The following is a 19443-nucleotide window of genomic DNA, read 5'->3' on the forward strand; positions in this document are numbered from 1 at the left end:
CAGACATTTGACGAAGTGGCGCCGGAGAATGGGGTGGCGTCTCGCGGATTCGACCGTCGCCACCTGCTTGGCCTGGTCACCGCCACGCTGGCGGCCGGTGTCATTCCGGAGGCATGGCTCGCGGAGGCCGCATACGGCGCGACGCCGAGATGGAATCGGCCATTCGACAAATGGGTCCCGATCACCTCTTCGTACGGGTGGCGGACGGATCCGATCACCGGCGAATCCAGGATGCACAACGGCACGGACTACAGCTACTCGGGAATCCTCGGCTATCCGGTCCGCGCCATTGCCGCGGGCACCGTGACCGGCGTCTCGTACAGCGCGAGCGGGCTGGGCAACAACGCCACCATCACGCACGCCGACGGGTGGCGCAGCGTGTACGGGCACATGCGGGAGGCTCCCGTGGTCGGGGTCGGCGCGCAGGTCGCCGCCGGCCAGCACGTCGGCAACGTGGGAACCACCGGCCACTCCACCGGGCCGCACCTGCACCTGGAGATCTTCCAGCCGAACGGTCAGCGGACCGACCCCGAGTCGGTTCTCACCGGCGCCCCGTACGCCGGAGCGTCCGGATCTCCCGAGATTCTCACGAAGGATGGACTGATGTACCTCATCTGGAGCACCGGCGGCACCGGCTACCTGGTCACCCCCAACCGCGTCATCGGGCTGCGGTCGATGGCGCACTACAACCTGTTCAAGCGGATCATCAACTCGAACCAGGCCGCCGCCCAGCCCGAGATCTTCAACGCGCTGGAGATCGACCAGATCAACGCGTACCTGAACGGGAACGTACCCGCCTGATCCCGCCCCGCCTGATCCCATCCCGCCGGTCCGGCGGGATGGGAGTGTCGCGCGGTGTCCCGGCCGATCGGGCCGGCGGCGGGTGGTAGCGGTCAGTCCGCGATGAGCCGGACGACCTCGGCCGACAGCAGCCGGATGGTGGGGCAGTCGAACAGCACCCCGATGCCCAGTTGCACGCCGAACCGTTCGCGCATCCGGCGCATGACCTGAACCGCGCTGAGCGAGTCGCCGCCGAGTTCGAAGAACTCGTCGTCCAGGCTCATGGTTTCCAGGCCGAGCGCCTCCTGCCACATCTCGTAGACCGCCGCCTGGACGGTGTCCAACTGCGGGCCGCCGTCCGTCGTCGGCCCGGCGGCCGGGACCTCGGGGGCCGCCACGGCCGGTGCCGGGGCCACCTCCGGGAGGATGGCCACCCCGGCCGGTGCCGGCGACCGCGCGGGGATCGGCACCGGTGCGCCACCGACGTACGGGCGGACCAGTACCTGGTACGGGGTCTGCGCGCCGAGCAGCAGGGTGAGCAGCCGGCCGCCCTCGTCGGGGTCGATGCCGTCCACCTCGGGTGCCGGCTCGGCGATGGTCTCGACCGCGGCGGGGGCGTGGGCCGGGGCGGGCTTCGCCGGCGTCTGTTCGTCGAGGAACTGCGGGTTGCGGCCGGTCCGCCGCATGGTGAAGCCCTCGATCTCGGCCAGCAGCGTGCCGTCGGGCGCCACCATGGTGACGTCGGCGACGATGACGCCGGACTTGTCGGGTTCGCGCAGGATCCGGCTGAACAGGACGGTGGGCAGCGGGCGGTGGAAGACCGCGCGCCGGTACATGAACGGCAGGTGGATGTCGTCGATGTCGTCCCGGACCGCCGCGGTGGCCCCGTCGAGCAGGGCCGGGTGCGCCTGGCGGGTCTCGACGTCGGCGGCGAACTCGGGCGCGAGCACGAGCCGGACGACCCGACCCCGGCGGTCGTCGGTCCGCCACATCTGCTGGATGTTCTGCCACCGGTCGCCGAGGGCGAACAGCCGTCCCGGGCCGGGCTTGAGCGACGGGGGCTCGACCTCCGGGAGCCCGTCGTACATCGGCTCGGGGGGCAGCATGTCGTCCTTGCGGGCGCAGCCGGAGATGCGGCCGTCGACGTGCCGGATCCACTGCTCGTCGGCGCTGTCGGCGGCCCGGGACAGCACCTCGAAACGCCAGCCGTCCTTGCCCGGGGCGAACCGGACCCGGACGGTACGCGGGCTGTCGACCACGAGGGGCTGCTGGAAGAGCGCCTCCTCCAGTTGGATCGCGTCGTCCGGGCTGATCAGCCCGAGGCCGCGGAACGAGTTCATCACCAGGTCGAGGTGGCCGGTGCCGGGCAGCACCGCCCGGCCGTTCAGCCGGTGCTCGTCGAGCACCCACTCGCGCTGCGGATCGAGGGTCAGCTCCACCTGCTGCGGACCGGACCGGGCCGGGCGACCGCCGTCGACGGCCATGCCCACGGTCGACCAGGCGGGCCAGTTGATGCTCAGCCGCCGAGGGCCACCGGCGGCGGCGAAGGCATCCAGCGCGGCGTTGGCGGCCGCGTAGTCGCCGCTGCCGGTGAGCCCGCGCAGGGCCGCCCGGCTGGAGAACGAGACGAAGAAGTCCAGCGGCGGCCGGTCGCGCAGCGCCTCTTCGAGCACCAGCGTGCCGCGTACCTTGGGGTGCAGCACGGCGCGGGCGTCGGCCAGGGAGCGGAAGTGCAGCATGCCGTCGCCGGCCACGCCGGCCAGGTGCAGCACGCCGTTGACCGGGCCGAACTGCGCGGCCGTCACGTCGAGCGCCCGGCGGACCTGCCGCGGGTCGCCGATGTCGCAGGCCATCGTGCGGACCTGGGCGCCCAGTTCGGTCATCTCGGCGATCTCGTCGAGGATGTGCCGGAGCGCAGCGTCGGTCTCGGCCCGCTGCCGCGCGTCCTGCGGCAGCGCCGTGCGGCCCAGCAGCACCAGCCGGGGCCGCTTGCCGGTACGCGCCAGCGCCTTGCCGACCGCGAGCCCGAGCCCGCCCAGCCCGCCGGTGAGCAGGTAGACGCCCTCCGGGCGCGGCTGTGCCGGGGTGTCGCCCAGGGTGAGCGGCTGCTCGTCGGGCACCCAGCGGCGGTGCCGGCGCAGCGCCACGAACTCCTGACCGTCCACCGTGCCCAGTTCGGCCACGAGCGTCTGCTCGTCGGTGCCCGGACCGACATCCACGATCTTGCAGATCGTGCCGGGGGCCTCCCGGGCCAGCGTGCGGGCCAGGCCGACCACCGTGGCCTTGACCGGGTCCAGCGGCTCCACTCCGGAGACGTCGGCGAGCCGGCTGGCCAGCACCACGAGTCGGGGGAGACGGCCCTGCACCGCGCGCCTGGTGCCGTGCTGGATCAGCGCCAGCAGGCTGGTGAACGACAGGTCGAGCTGGTCGTCCACGGTGCCGCTGGTGGGCTCCGCCCAGGTCGGTGCGGCCCAGGCGTGCACGAGCAGCCCGGGGTGGCGCCCGTCGGCGGCCAGCCGGGCGAAGACCTGTTCCACGTCGGCGGCCTCGCCGGGCCGGACCCGGAACTCGTCGCCGGTGACGGAGAACCGGTCGCCCGGACGGACCCGGATGACCCGGGTGCCGGTCTGCAACAGCGGCCCGAGCACCGCCAGCCCGGCGTCCCGGTCGGCGGGCAGCAGCGCCAGCGCCAGCGGCTCGCGGACCGGCTCGCCGTCGACCGGAAGCGGCGCCTCGACCCAGGTCACGGTGGAGAACGGGGTACCGGTCCCGGCCGGCTCCTCGGTCCCGGTCGGCTCGTCCTGGACGTCCGCGGGCTCCTCGGCGGCGCCCGCGTCGGCCCGCTTGGGCGCCGCGGGGCCGGAGGTCGGGGTAACCCAGTACAGCTTGCGCTGGTACGGGTAGCCGGGCACCGCCGCGCGGCGCCAGTCGTACTCCTCGTCCACCGCCGCCCAGTCGACGTCGTGGCCGGCGACCCAGAGCCGCCCGACCGCGTCCAGCAGCCGTTCGAGGTCGCCGGGGCCGTCTGCCTCCGGCGCGGCCAGGGACGGCTGGACCGCGCTGCCGTGCTCGCGCAGCAGCGGGTGCCGCCGCGCCAGCCCGGTGAGCACCCGGCCCGGTCCGGCCTCCACCACCGTGTGCGCCTGCGCCAGCAGCGTGTCCAGGGCGAGGTCGAACCGGACCGGCGCGGCGACCTGGTCGGCCCAGAAGGCCGGGTCGGTGGCCTGCTCGTCGGTGACCGGCGACCCGGTGGCCGCGGAGATGATCGGGATGCGCGGCGGGTGCAGCCGCACGCCTCGCATCGTGTCGAGGAACGCCCGTGCCGCGTCGACCATCATCGGGCTGTGGAAGGCGTGCGAGGTCGCGAGCCGGCGTACCGTGACGCCCTCGGCGGCGTACCGCCGCTCCAGCTCCGCGATCTCGTCGAGCGGCCCGGCGACCACGGCCCGGTCGGGCGCGTTGCGGACGCTGACCACCAGCGGGTCGGGCAGCGTCGCGGCGACCTCGTCGCCCGGCAGTTGGACGGAGAGCATGGCGCCGCGCGGCGCGTCGGCCATCGCGGTGGCCCGGGCGGCGACCAGCCGGATGGCGTCCTCCAGCGAGAACACCTCGGCGAGCGCGGCGGCGGTGAGTTCGCCGACGCTGTGTCCCAGCAGCGCGGCCGGGCGCAGCCCCCAGTCCCGCAGCGTCGCGGCCAGGGCGTACTCGACGGCGAACAGCATCGGCTGGGTCAGCCGGGTGTCGGTCAGCGCGTCCGGCTCGTCCGCGTGCCACGGTTCGCGCAGCTCGATGCCGTGCTCGCGGAACCCGTCCAGGCAGCGGTCCATGATCTCGGCGAACCGCGGCAGCCGCTCGTACAGGCCCATCGCCATCCGGGCGTGCTGCGAGCCCTGACCGGGGAGGAGGAACGCCAGCGGCCGGTCGACGGGACCGGAGTCCTCGGTGGTGACGTACCGGCCGGAGGTGAGCGCGGCGACCGCCGCGTCGGCGCTGTCGCCGACCGCCGCGGCGCGCAGCTTGTGGGTGGTCCGGCCGCGCGCAAGCGTGCTGGCGGCGTCGTGGAAGGAGACGGCCTCGGCGCCGGTGCCGTCCGCTGAACCGCCGAAGTACTCGACCAGCCGGCTGCGGCCGTCGTCGATGGCGCCCCGGTTCTGGCCCGACCACACCACGATCCGCGGGCGCTGGTACGCGGGGCGGGGCGCCGGCTTCGGCGCCTCCTCGATCACCGCGTGCGCGTTGGTGCCGCCGATGCCGAGCGAACTCACGCCCGCCCGGCGCGGGCTGCCGTCCACCCGCGGCCACGGCCGGAGCTGGTCGTTGATGAACAGCGGCGTGCGTTCCAGCTCCAGCTTGGGGTTCGGCTCGGTGAAGTTGACCGTCGGCGGGATCTGCTCGTGCTCCATCGCGAGGGTGACCTTGACCAGTTCGGAGACGCCGGCCGCCCACACCAGGTGCCCGATGTTGGACTTGACCGAGCCCATGCCGATCGAGTTCTGCGGCAGGTCGCCGCCGGCGAGCCGCCGGTACGCCTCGGACAGCGCGGTGACCTCGATCGGGTCGCCGAGGGCGGTCGCCGTGCCGTGCGCCTCCACGTAGGAGATGTCGCCCGGCCGGCAGCCGGCCATCGCCATCGCCTCCATGATGACCGAGGTCTGGCCGGTGATGCTCGGGGCGCTGAAGCTGACCTTGTCCGAACCGTCGTTGTTTATCGCGCTGCCGAGCACGACGGCGCGGATGTTGTCGTTGTCCCGCTGGGCGTCGGAGAGCCGCTTGAGCACCACGGCGGCGCAGCCGCTGCCGAACATGGTGCCGGTGGCGTGGGCGTCGAACGGCCGGCAGTGCCCGTCCCGGGAGCGGACCGCGCCGGGCACCCACAGGTGGCCCTGCCCGTACGGGGTCTCCACGTTGGCCCCGCCGACCACGGCCGCGTCGCACTCGCCGACCCGCAAAGACTGGCAGGCGACGTGCAGCGAGACCAGCGAGCTGGAGCACGCGGTCACGATCGTCATCGCCGGCCCGCGCAGGTTCAGCTTGTACGCCGTCAGCGTGGCCGAGTAGTCGGTGTTGTTCAGCGTGGACATCTGGAAGATGTCGGCCGAGCGGTACTTGAGGCTCTGCCGCAGGTAGTGGTCCTGGTAGTCGCAGGGGCCGGAGGCGGAGAACACCCCGAAGCCGTCGCCGACCTTCGTGACGTCGTACCCGGAGTCCTCGATGGCGGCGTGCGCCACCTCCAGGAACAGCCGCAGCGCGGGGTCGCAGATCTCCGCCTCGCGGGCGGTCATCCCGAACAGGCCGGCGTCGAACAACTTGACGTCCGGCACCAGCGGTACGGCCCGGACGTAGTCGGGGTTGGCCAACTGGTCGGGGGAGACGCCGTTGTCCAGCAGTTCCTCGTCGGAGAGGAAGGAGATCGACTCCCGGCCGTCGCGCAGGTTGGACCAGAACTGCCCGACGTCGGCCGCCCCGGGAAGGCGGGCACCCATTCCGATGATCGCGATCGGCTCGACGTGATCGTTCATGGGCGGGGTTCCTTCCCTACGGGTGGTGCGGCTGATCGTCGAAAACCGCTGTCGCCGGGTCGGCGCAGGCTGCCCGCAGCAGCGCGCGTACCTCGTCGAGCAGCAGGAGCATCCGTGCCTCGTCGTACCGGTCGGCGTCGAACTCCAGCTCCAGCGGGATCTCGCCGTCCAGTTCCTTGCCGGTGAGCACGAAGTCGAGCTTGCTCGGCATCACCGGCGAGTCCATCGGTTCGTCGTCGATGTCGCCGAGGCCGTTGGAACTCCGGTCGCTGTCCACGACGTTGAGCACCACCTGGAACAGCGGCGTACGGTCGGCGATGCGCGGCGGCCGGACGCGCCGGACCACGAGGTCGAGCGGGACGTCGGCATTGCCGTACCCGCCCAGCGCGGACTCCCGGGCCCGGGTCAGAGCCTCGGCGAAGGTCGTCGTGTCCCGAAGGTCCATCCGGATCGGCAGGGTGTTGAAGAACAGCCCGATGAGGCCGCGCGTCCCGGCGTCCAGCCGACCGGTGATCGGCACCCCGACCACCACGTCCCGCTGGCCGGACCAGCGGCCCAGCACCGCCGTGAGGGCGGCGAGCAGCGCCATGAAGACCGTGGTGTCGGTGGCCCGGCACAGCTCGCGCAGCGCGGTGGCCTCCGCGGCGGGCAACGCCGAGCGGACCCGGCCGCCACCGCCACCGCTGCCGGAGCCGCCGTCACCGCCGTCACCGGCGGAGTCGGCGGAGTCGGCGGAGCCGTTGACGGCGGCCGGCCGCTCGGCGACCGGCAGGGTCAGTTCGGCCGGCGCCCCGGCCAGGTGTTCGCCCCAGTAGTCGAGTTGGCGGGCCACGGTGTCGCTGGCCAGCAGCTCCCGCTGCCAGACCGCGAAGTCGCGGTACTGGATGGGCAGCGGCGGCAGGTCGGCCTCGCGCGGGTCGCCGTCGGCGCGGTACAGCGCGGACAGTTCCTTGACGAACAGCGCGACCGAGCCGTTGTCGCAGACCGTGTGGTGGGCGGTGATGCCGAGCACGTGGTCGGTGTCGCTCAGCCGGACCAGCAGAGCCCGGAACAGCGGTCCCTGCGCGAGGTCGCAGGAGGCCATGGCGTCCTCGTCGAGCACCCGTTCGGCGGCGCGCACCTGGTCGTCGGCGTCGGACACGTCAACGACCCGCAGCCGCCACTCCTCGTCGAGGTCGTCGACGACCTGCAACGGCTCGCCGTCGATGTCCGGGAAGCGGGTGCGCAGGGTCTCGTGCCGCCGCATGATCTCCCGGATGCTGGTCTCCAGCACGGCCACCCGCAGCGGCCCGAGCAGGCGGCGCCGGCCGTGCACGTTGTACGCCCCGCCGGGCACGAGCTGGTCGACGAGCCACAGCCGGTGCTGGTCGAAGGAGAGCACCGGCTCGGCGTCGGGGCGGCGGGGCCGGACCACGGCCCGCTCCGAGGGCGCGTTGGCGGCCACGAAGGCGGCGAGGGCGGCGACGGTCGGCGACTCGAAGAAGTCGATGGCGCGGATGCTGACCCCGTACGCCTCGCGGATCCGCGAGATCACCTTGATGGCGTGCATGGAGTTGCCGTCGAGGTCGAAGAAGTCGTCGAGCACGCCGATGTCCGGGCGCTCCAGCACCTCCCGCCAGATGGTGAGGATGGCCTCCTCGTCGGGGGTGCGCGGCGGCGTGGGCGGAGCCGACCGCCGCGGCAGCACGCCGATCTCGGCACCGTCGTCGGATCCACTCGCGGCCTCGGCCCGGGAAGGGTGTGCCATACCGGAAGGCTAGGTACCGGGACGGGATCAGGGCTGTCGCCGATACACAGGACAGCGGGATGCCGCCGGCCGCGACGCCGCGACCTTCGCCGGCCGGCGCACTAGACTCTGCGCTCATCAGCGGGCGACGCGCCGGGTGGGCACGATCGCCCGCAAAACGATCGCCACCACGCGATCGCCACCACACGACCGCAACCACACGACCGCCACCACCGGAGCGAAAGGCGGTGACTCGGGATGGCTGCCAGGGCCAGGCAACTGGCGGACGCCACGCTCACCATCCGACCGGCCAACGAGGCGAGCTGGGAGGACCTGCAGAAGGTGCTCAGCGCCACGGCGCCGGCCAACTGCCAGTGCCAGCGGTACAAGATGCGGCCGAAGGAGTGTCTCGTCTCGTTCCCGGCCGAGGAACGAGCCGACCGGCTGCGCGTGCAGACCGACCCCGGCTGCGCCGACGCCGAGGCCACCACCGGCCTGGTCGCCTACCTCGACGACGAGCCGGTCGGCTGGTGCGCGGTCGAGCCCCGGACCGCGTACGACAGCCTGGTGCGCGGCGGTCGGGTGGCCTGGACGGGCCGCAGCGAGGACCGGACCGACGACTCGGTCTGGGCGGTGACGTGCTTCGTGACCCGGGCCGGCTTCCGCCGCCGCGGGATCGGCGGCGCGCTCACCCGGGCCGCCGTCGAGCACGCCCGCGCGCACGGCGCCCGCGCGGTCGAGGGGTACCCGCTGACCACCAGGAACGCGGTGGCCGACGAGTTGCACGTCGGCACCGAGAGCATGTTCGCCGCCGCCGGCTTCGCCGAGGTTTCCCGGCCGTCGCCGCGCCGGGTGGTCATGCGCGTCGACCTCTGAGCGCGCGGTCCGTGTCGCCGTCACGGCGCGGTCCGTGTCGCCGTCGCCGTGCGGGCCGTCACGGCGACGGCGCGGCGGCCGTCCCGAGAAGCGGGGACGCGTCCGGTCGCCGGGCATCGGCGATGATCGGCGGCGTGCATGGCTGCCTGCCCGAGTGGTTCCTGCAGGTGTGCGCCCGGGCGCCCGAGCGGACCGCGGTGGTGTGCGGCCCGCAGCGCCTGACCTACCGCGAACTCGCGGCCGAGGGCCGGGCGCTCGCCGCCGAACTGGTGCGCCGCGGCGTCGTACCCGGCGATCTCGTCGGGGTGCGGGTGACCCGCTCGATCGACGTACCCGTGGCGATCCTCGGCACGATGCTGGCGGGCGCGGCGTACGTCCCGCTCGACCCGCAGTATCCTGCGCAGCGGCTGCGGTTCATCACCCAGGAGGCCGGCATCGACCTGGTGGTGGGGCAGGACGTTCCGGTACGCGGGCACCCGGGCGCCCCCGAGGCGCCGCTGCCCGCGGTGACCCGGGACGACCGGGCGTACGTGATCTACACGTCGGGCTCCACCGGGCGGCCCAAGGGCTGCGAGATCACCCACGGGAACGTGCTGAGCCTGCTTGAGGCCGCGCTTCCGCTCTTCGATGTGGGGCCGGACGACCGGTGGACGCTGTTCCACTCGATCAACTTTGACGTGTCGGTCTGGGAGATGTGGGGACCGCTGGTCACCGGCGGGACGCTGGTCGTGGTGGACCCCGACGCGGCGCACGATCCGGAGGCGCTTCTCGACCTGCTGCTGACCCACCGGGTGACCATGCTGCTCCAGGTGCCGGCCGTCTTCCGGCTGCTGTTCGAGGCGCACCGGGACGCCGGCCGGCCCCGACACGCCCTGCGCTACGTGATCTTCGCGGGGGAGGCCGTCGACCTCGGCACCGCCGCGGCGTTCGTGCAGGACCGCGCCGCGCACGGTGCCGACGCCGGCGCCGACGCCGACGCTGATCCCGCGGGCGTCCGGCTGGTCAACATGTACGGTCCGACCGAGACCACGGTGTACGCGACCTTCAAGCTGCTCGACGACGATGCGCTGCACGGCGCCAACCGGTCGCCGATCGGCCGTGCCCTGCCGCATCTGTCGATCACGCTGCGCGACGACGACGGGGCGGTGGTGCCCGACGGGTCGGTCGGCGAGATGTGGATCTCCGGTGGCGGGGTCAGCCGCGGCTATCTCGGCCGGCCGGAGCTGACCCGGGAGCGGTTCGTGACCGCCGACGGGCTCCGGCACTACCGGACCGGTGATCTCGCGCGCCGCTCGCCCGATGGCGACCTGGAGTTCCTCGGCCGGGTCGACCGACAGGTCAAGCTGCGCGGCTTCCGGATCGAGCTGACCGAGATCGAGGCGGTGCTGCGGACCTGCACCGGCGTGCGGGACGCGGCCGTCGAGGTGGCCACCGCGGAGGACCTCGGCGACTACCTGGTGGCGTACGTGGTGCCCGAGCCCGACCGCTTCGACCCGGCGCAGGTCCGCGCGCAGTGCCAGCGGGTGCTGCCGCCGCACATGCTGCCGGCCAGCTACCTGGTCCTGCCGGCGATCCCGCTGACCCCGTCGGGCAAGGTCGACCGGGCCGCGCTGGCCCGCTCCTGACCCGGTCCTGGCCCGCTCCTGACCCGGTCCTGACCCGGTCCTGACCGGCGGGTCGAACCGGTTGGTCCGCGGACACCGGGCCAGGATCGAACACATTTTTTCCAGCTATGCCTGAGAGTCATTTAAATGACTCTCAGGCATAGCTGGAAAAGAGCTTTTCGCTTTCAGCGAGGTCACCGTGCGTGACGGCCGGTGAATGCGGAGCCCGCTCCGCACGGGGGCCGCCGACCCGACCCGGTCGGCATCAGGTCAGCGGTGCCGGCGCTCCGGTCGGTGCCGGCGTGTCCGTCGGTTCGGACGCACCGTTCGTCGCCGTCGCCGTCGCCGCTGGCGCTGCTGCCGCCGCCGTCGTCGCCGCCGCTGGCGCTGCCCCTGGCGCTGCCCCTGGCGCCGCCGCCGCCGGGTCGGTCGGCTCGGTCTCGTCGGTCGGCTCGGTCTCGTCGGTCGGCTCGGTCTCGTCGGTCGGTCGGGGCGCGTCGGGCAGTTCCTCCTCCAGGTGCCGCAGCCGCGGGAAGAGCGTGCCGACCGCGACCGTGACCACGATCAACGCGCCGACGAGCATCATCAGCAGCGCGATGCCCCGGCCCGGGCCGTCGCCGATCAGCACGGTCAGCCCCTTCGACCGGACCTCGTCCCGGCCGACCAGCGGCTCGAAGACGTGGTCGACGGCGATCCCTGCCAGCACGTTGGCGATGAGCTGCGGGATGAGCCCGACCATCGTCAAGAGTGCCATCACCCGACCCATCAGGTGCAGTTCCACCTTCGTCTGCCAGATCGGCTGGTGGGTGGTGTTGATCAGCACCAGGGCGCCCATCGCGACGAAGGCGGCGCAGGCGATCAGCGCGACGTTCGGCCGGGTCGCGCCCGCGATGGTCGCCACCGCGAACATCAGCGCGAACGCGAAGACGGCGCGCACCCGGCGCTTCGGGCCGCCGGTCACGCTGACCGCGACGCCGGCGATGATCATGCCGAGGCCGCCGATCGACAGCACGATGCCGAGTGCCTTCGACGACTCGAACGACAGCACCAGCGGGCTGATCAGCAGCTCCAGGAAGCCCGCGCTGAAGTTGACGGTGGCCAGGAAGAACAGCAGCGTGAGCAGGCCGGGTCGGCTGGCCACGTACCGCCAGCCCTCGCCGAACTCGCTCAGCAGGCTGGTCCTGGCGCCGTCGGCCGCGGCCGGCGCCCGCCGCACCTTCGGGATCGGCACGAGGCAGAGGGTGAGGATGGCCGCGCCGTAGGAGATGACGTCGATGATGACGATGCCGGTCAGGTTGATGGCCACCAGCAGGAACCCGGCCGACACCGGCGCCAGCACCTGACTCACGGCGATGGCGACCATCCGCATGCCGTTGGCCTGCCCGAGCTGCTCCTTGGGCACCAGCAGCGGCGTCAACGCGCCCAACGCCGGAATCTGGAGCGAGGTCAGCAGCGAGGTGACGCTGACGATGATGTAGACCTGCCACACCTGGAACGTGTTGGTGGCCACCAGCGGCGCCAGCATCGCCGTGATGACCATGCTGCCGATGCTGCTGATCAGCAGGGTGCGCCGGGTGCCCCAGCGGTCCACCAGCGAGCCGGCGAACGGCGACGCCACGGCCGCCGGGAGCAGGCCGAGCGCGAGGATGATGCCGAGCGTGGTGGCCGAGTCGGTCAACCGGTAGACGTAGACCGCGAGGGCGAAGCTCGTCAGGTTCGCCCCGATCATCGAGGCGAACTGCCCGGCCCAGATGATCACGTACGAGCGCAACCCGGACGCGGGCGCCGCCGCCTCCGGTGGTCGGTCGGTGTCGCTGGCAGCCAAGTCGGTCATCGCGTCGAACCCTTCATCAGTGGTCATGGTCGGTCGGTGGCACCGGTGCGGCCCGGCGACGCCACCGCACGGTGCACGGCAGGGCCAGGAAACCGTGCTGGTGCGGGGAGTGGCAGCGCCGGCTCGCGGCCTCGTCCACGTCGTACTCGGCCACCAGCGCGCCGACCTCCTCCAGCGCGACCCGCATCTCCAGCCGGGCCAGCGCGGCGCCCAGGCAGTGATGCGGCCCGAGGCCGAAGCTGATCAGCCGGCCGGTGTCCCGGTCCAGGTCGAAGCGGTCCGGGTCGGGGAAGACCCGGCGGTCGCGGTTGGCCGAGGCGGGCAGCAGCGCCACCCGGGCGCCCGCCGGGACGGTCACGCCGTGCAGCACCGTCTCCCGGGTCAGCATGCGCGCGACCATCTGGCTGGCCGAGTCGTACCGCAGCGTCTCGCTCGCCCAGTCCTCGGCCCGCCCGTCCAGGCCGGCCCGCTGCACGTCGCGGTCGAGATGCCCCTGGTACCAGGCGTTGCCGATGGTCTTGCCGGTCGACTCGTTGCCCCCGCCCAGCATGATGAACAGGAAGCCGACGACCTGCCGGTCGGTCAGCCGGGTGCCGTCCACCTCGGCCTGGGTCAGGCCGGAGGTCAGGTCGTCGCCCGGCCGGCGGCGCAGGGTGGCGACGACGTCCAGCAGGTACGCCGCGAGCCGCAGCGCGGCGGCGACCGAGACCTCGCCGCGGCGCTCCGAGCCGTCGTCGCGCAGGACGAGGTCGTCGACGTCGCGGCGGATCCGGTCCCAGTCGGCCCGCGGCAGGCCGAGGATCTCGCAGAGCATGTCGTTGGGCAGGTCGGCGGCGAAGTCGTCGGCGAAGTCGAAGGACTCCCGGTCGCGCAGCGGCGCCAGCCGGGCGCGGGCCAGCTCCCGGATCCGCGGTTCCAGGGCGGCCACCCGGCGGGGCGTGAAGGCCGAGGAGACGAGGCTGCGGTAGGCGGCGTGTTCGGGCGGATCCATGGCGAGGAAGAAGTTCGTCTTCTTCGCGTCCGGCCCCCACAGCTCGGGCTCCAGCGAGATGCCGTTGCGGCTGGAGAACCGGCCCGGGTCGCGCAGCGCCGCCGACACGTCGGCGTGCCGGGACAGCGCCCAGAAGTCGCGCTTCTCGTTGCGGTAGAGCGGGGCGTGCTCCCGCATCCACGCGTACACCGGATGCGGGTCCTCCTGCACCGCGAAGTCGAACGGGTCGTACACCGGGTCCATCAGCCCGCCGCCCGTCCGCGCAGGGTGACCACGCACGGCAGGGCCGCGAAGCCGCGCTGGTGCGGCGAGTGGATCCGGCGGATCCCGGCAGGGTCCACCTCGTACCCGGCGACCAGCGTGGCGATCTCCTCCAGCGCGACAGTGATCTCCAGCCGGGCGAGCGGGGCGCCGAGGCAGAAGTGCGGCCCGTGGCCGAAGCTGAGTTCCCGGCTGGTGTCCCGGTCCAGGTCGAAGTCGTCCGGGTCGGGGAAGACCCGGTGGTCCCGGTTGGCCGAGGCGGGCAGCAGCGCGATCCGGGCGCCCGCCGGCACCGGTGTGCCGTGGATGACGGTCTCCTCGGTCAGGGTGCGCGCCATCATCTGGCTCGGCGAGTCGAAGCGCAGCGACTCCCGGCCCCAGTCCGCGGCCCGCCCGTTCAGCCCGGCCCGCTGCACCTCGGGCCGGAGCCAGCCGTGGTAGAGGGCGTTGCCGATCAGCTTGCCGGTGGATTCGTTTGTCGCGCTGACCAGCAGGAACAGGTACGCCACCAACTGCGGGTCGGTCAGCGGCCGGCCGTCGACCCGCGCCTGGAGCAGCGTGGACAGCAGGTCGTCGCCGGGCCGCTTGCGGCGCTGGGCGATCAGCGTGACGTAGTACCACGCGAGGCGCCGGCCGGCGTCCACCGTCGCGTCGCCCCGCTCGTCGGTGCCGGGCTCGGAGGAGTTGAGCAGGTCGTTGTCGGCGCGGATCCGGTCGCGGTCGGCGGCCGGGATACCGACCACCTCGCACATCACGTCGTTGGGCAGCGCGGCGGCGAAGTCGGCGGCGAAGTCGAAGGGCGCGCCGTCGCGCAGCGGTGCCAGCCGCTCCCGGGCCAGCTCCCGCACCCGCGGCTCCATGGAGGCGACCCAGTTGGGCTTGAAGACGCTGCCGCCCAGGCGGCGCATCGCCCCGTGCTGCGGCGGGTCCATCGCCAGGAACGAGCTGGTCTTGACCGCGTCCGGCCCCCACAGGTCGGGTTCCAGGGAGATGCCGTTGCGGTTGGAGAACAGCGCCGGGTTGCGCAGCGCCCACAGCACGTCGGCGTGCCGGGACAGCGCCCAGAAGTCGCGCTCCTCGTTGCGGTAGAGCGGGGCGTGCTCCCGCATCCACGCGTACGTCGGATAGGGGTCCTCGTGCAGCGCGTAGTCGAACGGGTCGTAGCCGGGTGGTGCGTTCACGACGACCGGCTTCCGGCCCGGCCGGCAACCGGCGTGGCGGTGATGGGAACGTGCTTGTAGCCGGAGATGACGTTCGAGACCAGCCGGACCGGCGGGCCGGCGGGCCGGAAGTCGCGGAACCCGCCCAGCAGCTCGTCGAAGAGGATCCGCAGGGTCACCCGGGCCACCACGTGCCCCACGCAGAAGTGCGGGCCGGTGCCGAACGCCAGATGCCGGTTGGGCCGGCGCCGAGGGTCGAACGTGTCGGGGTCGGCGAAGACCGCGCCGTCCCGGTTGGCCGAACCGAGCCAGCACACCACCGCCTCGCCGGCCCGGATCGTCGTGCCGCGCACCTGCGTGTCCGTCGTCGCGTACCGCATGAAGTGGCTGGCCGGCGAGCCCAGCCGCAGCACCTCCTCCACCGCGCTCGGCGTGACGCTCAGGTCATCGGCCCAGCGGTCCAGCACGCCGTCGGCGATGTGCTCGGTCAGCGCGTACGTCGGCGGGTGCGCGGTGGTCACCGTCGCGCCCAGCAGCAGGCTGTAGCAGTTCGAGATCACCTCGCCCGGGGTCATCACCCGCCCGTCGACCTCGGTGGTGATCAGCACGCTGATCAGGTCGTCGCCCAGGTTGTCGCGGCGCTGCGCGCAGACGTCCTGCAGGTAGGCGAACAGCTCGCGGTGGGCGCGGTCCAGGGTGGGTTTCACGCCGCGCGGGGTCAGGTAGTCCGGGTCCTCGGGCGCGATCGAGGTGGTCAGCAGGCGGCCCAGCCGCGGCCAGTCGGCCCGGGGCAGCCCCATCGCCTCGCCCGCGATGGCCACCGGCAGGGACAGCATCGCCGCGCCGAAGTCGAACACCCCGCCGTCGGCGAGCGGGGCGAGGACCTCCCGGACCAGCCGGGTGATCATGTCCTGCTGCTGTTCGATCGCCCTGATGCCGAGCGCCTTCTGCAGCCGGTTGCGCATCACCGTGTGCCGGGGCGGGTCGGTGGCGGCGATCTGCTTGCCGCCGGCCGGGTCCTCGACGCCGAGGACGGCCAGCAGCGTTCCGCGTTCGGAGGTGAACGTCTGCGAGTCGCGCAGCACCTGGTCGACGTCGCAGTAGCGGACGGCCGACCAGAAGCCGGTGTCGCCCACCGTCGTCCACTCCAGCGTGTCCCGCTCGCGCAGGCGCGCCCATTCCGGCCGGAAGTCGAGGCTCCCGTAGAGCTGCGGGGCGGCCAGGCCACGGTCGGCGGCACCGACCGGGCAGCGCGCCACGGCGCCCGCCGTACCGTTCGGGCTCTGCATCCGTCCTCCTCCGCCCGGGCCGGTCAGGTGGCGGGCGTGGGTTCCCGGCGGGCGCTGAGCGGGCGCAGGTCGGTCCAGTTCTGCTCGATGTAGTCCAGGCAGGGCTGCCGGGAGTCCGGGCCGTGCACGGCCCGCCAGCCCGCCGGTACGTCGAGGGCCTGCGGCCAGAGCGAGTGCTGCTCCTCGTCGTTGACCAGCACCAGGAAGGTGCCGTCCGGATCGTCAAAAGGATTCATCACGCCTCCTCGATCACCGTCGGCCCCGCGCCGGCACCGCTGCGCCTGAAGCTACTGGCCGCCGGCCCGCGCCGGATGTCACCTGATTGCACGACAGCCTCACCCGGCGCTCTGCGCGGTGGCCGGCACCACCCGGATGGCGCCGGTCGGGCAGAGCTGCTCGGCCTGTTCGACCGCGGCGACGTCCGCGGTGACCGGCGCGGTGGGTTCGGCCCGGTCGTGCTCGTCCAGGACGAAGTTGCCCTCGCCCACCACCAGGCAGGTCGACGATCCGACGCACCGTTCCTTGTCGACGATCACCCGTACGCCCTGCTCGGCCGCGCTCATCCGACGCTCCCCTCGACGCTCATCGACTGCTCTCCCGCACGCGGGCGTCGCGACGCAGCCGCAGCGTCACCGGCGCCGACCGGTAACCGGCCACGAAGTTCGAGGCGATGTTGCGCGGCGGCTCGGCGAGCGTCAGGTCGGCCGCGGCGGCGAAGATCTCCTCGAAGACGACCCGGATCATCCGGCGGGCCAGCGCCGAGCCGAGGCAGTGGTGCGGGCCGCTGCCGAACGCCAGGTGCCGGTTCGGCTGCCGGGTCGGGTCGAACGTGTACGGGTCGGGGAAGACCAGCTCGTCCCGGTTGGCCGAGCCGAGCCACACCACGACGGGAGCGCCGGCCGGCAGCTCGACGCCGCCCAGCTCGACCGCCCGGGTGGTGTGCCGCACGAAGTGGTTGGCCGGCGAGGCCCAGCGCAGCGCCTCGTCGACCAGCCCGTCGAGCAGGTCCGGCCGGTCCGCCAGCTCCCGGTAGCGGCCACCGGTGGCCAGCTCGACCAGCGCCACGGTCGGCGCGTGCGGCCAGGTGGCCGCCCCGACGGTCAGGCTGTAGCAGTTGGCCACCACCGCCCCCGGGTCCGGGTCGCCGTTCGAGCGCATGTTCAGCAGCGCGCTCATCAGGTCGGTGCCCGGGTTGCCCTGCCGGGCGCGGGCCTGGTCCTGGAAGTAGGCGAACAGGCCGCGGTGGGCGCGTTGCAGGGTCACCGCCGGGCCGCGGGGCAGCGACCACTCGTCGGGTGCGACCGCCATCGCGGCCAGCTTGGTCACCTGCGGCCAGTCCGATTCCGGCAGCCCCATCATGGTGCCCAGGACGGCCACCGGCAGCCCGGACAGCACGGCCGCGAGGTCGGCGGAGCCGCCCTCGATCGCCGGCAGCAGCGCCGCGCGGACCAGCTCCCGGATCATGTCCACCTGGCCGGCGGTGGCCCGGATCGACAGGGTGTGCTGCAACGGGCTGCGGATGCCGGTGTGCCGCGGCGGATCGGTGACGGCCAACTGCCGGCCGCTGGCCGGGTCGTCCTTGCCGAGCACGTTGAGGAACGTGCCGCGGGTGGAGGTGAACGAGGCGGCGTCGCGCAGCACCCGGTCCACGTCGGCGTGCCGGGTGACCGCCCAGTAGCCCGGTCGCGCGTCCACCGGCGGCTGCCAGCACACCGGCTTGCTGTGCCGCAGGTGGCGCCACACCGCGTGCGGGTCGCCGTGCACGTACAGCGCCGGGTCGGCCAGGTCGGCGGCGAGGTCGGGCGGGTCGGACGGGATCAGCCGCACGTGCCGGCACCCCCGTCCCGGAGCCGGTCGACCGCCTCGGCCAACTCGGCGATCGTCGGCTGGAGGAACAGCGTGGAGGCCGGTACGTGCACCCCGACCTCGCGCTCGGTGGCCACCAGCAGGTCGGCCGCGAGCAGCGAGTGGCCGCCGAGTTCGAAGAAGTCGTCGTCGACGCCGATCGGCTCCACGTGCAGGTGCCGCCGCCACATCTCGATGAGCGTGTGTTCGGTGCTCGTGCTGGGGGCGCGGTAGTCGCTGGACAGCTCCCGTTCGTCCCGCGGGATCACCCGGGCCGAGGTCTCGGTCACGCGATCACCGCCGCCCGCCGCGCCGTCACCGGCTGGAAGTCCATCGGCAGGCTGGTGATGCCGTTGATGAAGTTCGAGCGCAGGTGCGTCACCGGGCCGGCGACCTCGAAGGAGTCCAGCCGGGCGAGCATCTCCTCCAGCAGCAGGCCGATCACCACCTGGGCGGGTGGCGCCCCGATGCAGCGGTGCGCGCCCACCCCGAAGGCCAGGTGCGGGTTGGGGGAGCGGCGCGGGTCGAACTCGTACGGCCGCGGGAAGACGCTCTCGTCCCGGTTGGCCGAGGCCACCCAGGCGGCGACGAGTTCACCCGGTTCGAGGCGGGTGCCGGCGATCTCGACCGGCTTGACGGTACGGCGCAGCAGGTGGTTGGTGGGCGAGGCCCAGCGCAGGCTCTCCTCCACCACGCTCGGCACCAGATCCGGCTCGGCGCGCAGCGTCCGCCAGATCTCCGGCCGCTCGGCCAGCGCCAGCAGCAGGTGGGAGGCGACCTGCGCGGTCGTGGTGACCGCACCCATCGCGAAGCTGTAGCAGTTGAGCAGCACCTCGCGTTCGTCCATCGGCCGGCCGCCGTAGTCGAGCCCGAGCAGCACCGAGATCACGTCGTCGCCGGGCTGCGCCCGGCGCTGCCGGATCAGTTCGGAGAAGACGGCGATGAGCCGGTGGTGCGCCTTCGTGAGGGTCGCCGTGGGCGTGCCGTCGGCGTAGTGCGGGTCCTCCGGAGCGACCCCGGCCATGGCCCACCGGGGCAGCTCGGCCCAGTACTCGACGGGCAGCCCGATCGTCTCGCCGACCGCGGCCATCGGCAGGTGCAGCATGAGCGAGGCCACGTCGACCACGCCACCGGCGTCGAAGCTCTCCGCGACCAGCCGTCGGACGTGCTCGCGGACCTGCGGCCCGCGTTGCCGGGAGGTGTGCGTGGACATCAGCCGCATGGTGGGCAGCCGCACGTCCGCGTGCCGCGGCTGGTCCATCAGGTTGATCGTCCGGCCGCCGGCGCTGTCCCCGGCCGCCACGGCCAGGATCGTGCCGTACGCCGAGCTGAAGCTCTTGTCGTCCATCAGCACGGCGGCCACCTCGCGGTAGCGGGTCACCGACCAGAACGGGATCCCCTCCCCGGTGCGGTGCGGCCAGATCGGCGCCTCCCGCCGCAGCCGGTGCCAGGCGCGGTGCTGCGCGCCGGTGGCGTACCGGGTCGGGTCGTACAGGTCGATGGTGTCCAGCGGTTCCGCATGCTCGTCGCCGGCGGGGCCCTCCATCCGCATGGCCCG

General features: G+C 73.1%; 14 protein-coding genes. 3 read left to right on the plus strand and 11 right to left on the minus strand.

Annotated features, from left to right (window positions below; all coding sequences use genetic code 11):
- The first annotated feature begins 231 nt into the window (after positions 1-231).
- On the plus strand, positions 232-801 hold the full coding sequence (locus CIK06_RS32120) for a M23 family metallopeptidase (RefSeq protein ID WP_157756674.1): 570 nt from the start codon (positions 232-234) through the stop codon (positions 799-801).
- 92 nt (positions 802-893) lie between these two features.
- On the opposite strand, the gene CIK06_RS08980 is transcribed toward CIK06_RS32120, so the two are convergent.
- Positions 894-6299: a type I polyketide synthase gene (locus CIK06_RS08980; protein ID WP_095564444.1), complete on the minus strand. Its 5406-nt coding sequence runs from the start codon at positions 6297-6299 to the stop codon at positions 894-896.
- A 16-nt stretch (positions 6300-6315) separates the two neighbouring features.
- Positions 6316-8046, minus strand: coding sequence for a condensation domain-containing protein (locus CIK06_RS08985; RefSeq protein ID WP_095564445.1), 1731 nt, complete (start codon positions 8044-8046; stop codon positions 6316-6318).
- Between the two features lie 237 nt (positions 8047-8283).
- On the opposite strand from CIK06_RS08985, the gene CIK06_RS08990 reads away from it, so the two are divergent.
- On the plus strand, positions 8284-8901 hold the full coding sequence (locus CIK06_RS08990; RefSeq protein ID WP_095564446.1) for a GNAT family N-acetyltransferase: 618 nt from the start codon (positions 8284-8286) through the stop codon (positions 8899-8901).
- Between the two features lie 122 nt (positions 8902-9023).
- Positions 9024-10526 carry an amino acid adenylation domain-containing protein gene (locus CIK06_RS08995; protein WP_095564447.1) on the plus strand — a complete coding sequence of 501 codons (1503 nt, stop codon included), beginning with the start codon at positions 9024-9026 and terminating at the stop codon, positions 10524-10526.
- Positions 10527-10770: 244 nt separating this feature from the next.
- Here CIK06_RS08995 and CIK06_RS09000 read toward each other — a convergent pair whose 3' ends face one another.
- From CIK06_RS09000 to CIK06_RS09040, 9 genes are all read right to left on the minus strand, one after another.
- A complete protein-coding gene (locus CIK06_RS09000) occupies positions 10771-12339 on the minus strand; it encodes an MFS transporter (protein WP_198348151.1) in 1569 nt (522 codons plus the stop codon).
- 16 nt (positions 12340-12355) lie between these two features.
- A complete protein-coding gene (locus tag CIK06_RS09005) occupies positions 12356-13573 on the minus strand; it encodes a cytochrome P450 (RefSeq protein WP_095564448.1) in 1218 nt (405 codons plus the stop codon).
- Positions 13573-14772: a cytochrome P450 gene (locus tag CIK06_RS09010; RefSeq protein WP_198348152.1), complete on the minus strand. Its 1200-nt coding sequence runs from the start codon at positions 14770-14772 to the stop codon at positions 13573-13575. The genes CIK06_RS09005 and CIK06_RS09010 overlap by 1 nt, the downstream gene beginning before the upstream one ends.
- Positions 14769-16040, minus strand: a complete 1272-nt coding sequence (locus CIK06_RS09015) for a cytochrome P450 (RefSeq protein WP_095564449.1) — start codon at positions 16038-16040, stop codon at positions 14769-14771. Before CIK06_RS09015 ends, CIK06_RS09010 begins: the two co-directional genes overlap by 4 nt.
- A gap of 23 nt (positions 16041-16063) precedes the next feature.
- The gene (locus CIK06_RS09020) at positions 16064-16279 is read right to left on the minus strand and encodes an MbtH family protein (RefSeq protein WP_369916118.1); all 216 of its coding nucleotides are present in this window, start codon (positions 16277-16279) and stop codon (positions 16064-16066) included.
- Positions 16280-16375: 96 nt separating this feature from the next.
- Positions 16376-16603: a ferredoxin gene (locus tag CIK06_RS09025; protein WP_095564451.1), complete on the minus strand. Its 228-nt coding sequence runs from the start codon at positions 16601-16603 to the stop codon at positions 16376-16378.
- Between the two features lie 19 nt (positions 16604-16622).
- The gene (locus tag CIK06_RS09030) at positions 16623-17867 is read right to left on the minus strand and encodes a cytochrome P450 (RefSeq protein WP_095564452.1); all 1245 of its coding nucleotides are present in this window, start codon (positions 17865-17867) and stop codon (positions 16623-16625) included.
- The gene (locus CIK06_RS09035; protein WP_232534094.1) at positions 17858-18175 is read right to left on the minus strand and encodes a phosphopantetheine-binding protein; all 318 of its coding nucleotides are present in this window, start codon (positions 18173-18175) and stop codon (positions 17858-17860) included. The genes CIK06_RS09030 and CIK06_RS09035 overlap by 10 nt, the downstream gene beginning before the upstream one ends.
- A complete protein-coding gene (locus CIK06_RS09040; protein ID WP_232534095.1) occupies positions 18172-19437 on the minus strand; it encodes a cytochrome P450 in 1266 nt (421 codons plus the stop codon). Before CIK06_RS09040 ends, CIK06_RS09035 begins: the two co-directional genes overlap by 4 nt.
- Positions 19438-19443: the final 6 nt, after the last annotated feature.

The sequence above is a fragment of the Plantactinospora sp. KBS50 genome, from assembly GCF_002285795.1.
In the GTDB taxonomy this organism is placed as follows: Bacteria; Actinomycetota; Actinomycetes; order Mycobacteriales; family Micromonosporaceae; genus KBS50.

What these genes read in the sequence shown, in the direction of transcription:
- CIK06_RS32120 (WP_157756674.1), top strand. Translation starts at nt 232, where the DNA reads ATGCACAACGGCACGGACTACAGCTACTCGGGAATCCTCGGCTATCCG.
- CIK06_RS08980 (WP_095564444.1), bottom strand. Translation starts at nt 6,299, where the DNA reads ATGAACGATCACGTCGAGCCGATCGCGATCATCGGAATGGGTGCCCGC.
- CIK06_RS08985 (WP_095564445.1), bottom strand. Translation starts at nt 8,046, where the DNA reads ATGGCACACCCTTCCCGGGCCGAGGCCGCGAGTGGATCCGACGACGGT.
- CIK06_RS08990 (WP_095564446.1), top strand. Translation starts at nt 8,284, where the DNA reads ATGGCTGCCAGGGCCAGGCAACTGGCGGACGCCACGCTCACCATCCGA.
- CIK06_RS08995 (WP_095564447.1), top strand. Translation starts at nt 9,024, where the DNA reads ATGATCGGCGGCGTGCATGGCTGCCTGCCCGAGTGGTTCCTGCAGGTG.
- CIK06_RS09000 (WP_198348151.1), bottom strand. Translation starts at nt 12,339, where the DNA reads ATGACCGACTTGGCTGCCAGCGACACCGACCGACCACCGGAGGCGGCG.
- CIK06_RS09005 (WP_095564448.1), bottom strand. Translation starts at nt 13,573, where the DNA reads ATGGACCCGGTGTACGACCCGTTCGACTTCGCGGTGCAGGAGGACCCG.
- CIK06_RS09015 (WP_095564449.1), bottom strand. Translation starts at nt 16,040, where the DNA reads ATGCAGAGCCCGAACGGTACGGCGGGCGCCGTGGCGCGCTGCCCGGTC.
- CIK06_RS09025 (WP_095564451.1), bottom strand. Translation starts at nt 16,603, where the DNA reads ATGAGCGCGGCCGAGCAGGGCGTACGGGTGATCGTCGACAAGGAACGG.
- CIK06_RS09040 (WP_232534095.1), bottom strand. Translation starts at nt 19,437, where the DNA reads ATGCGGATGGAGGGCCCCGCCGGCGACGAGCATGCGGAACCGCTGGAC.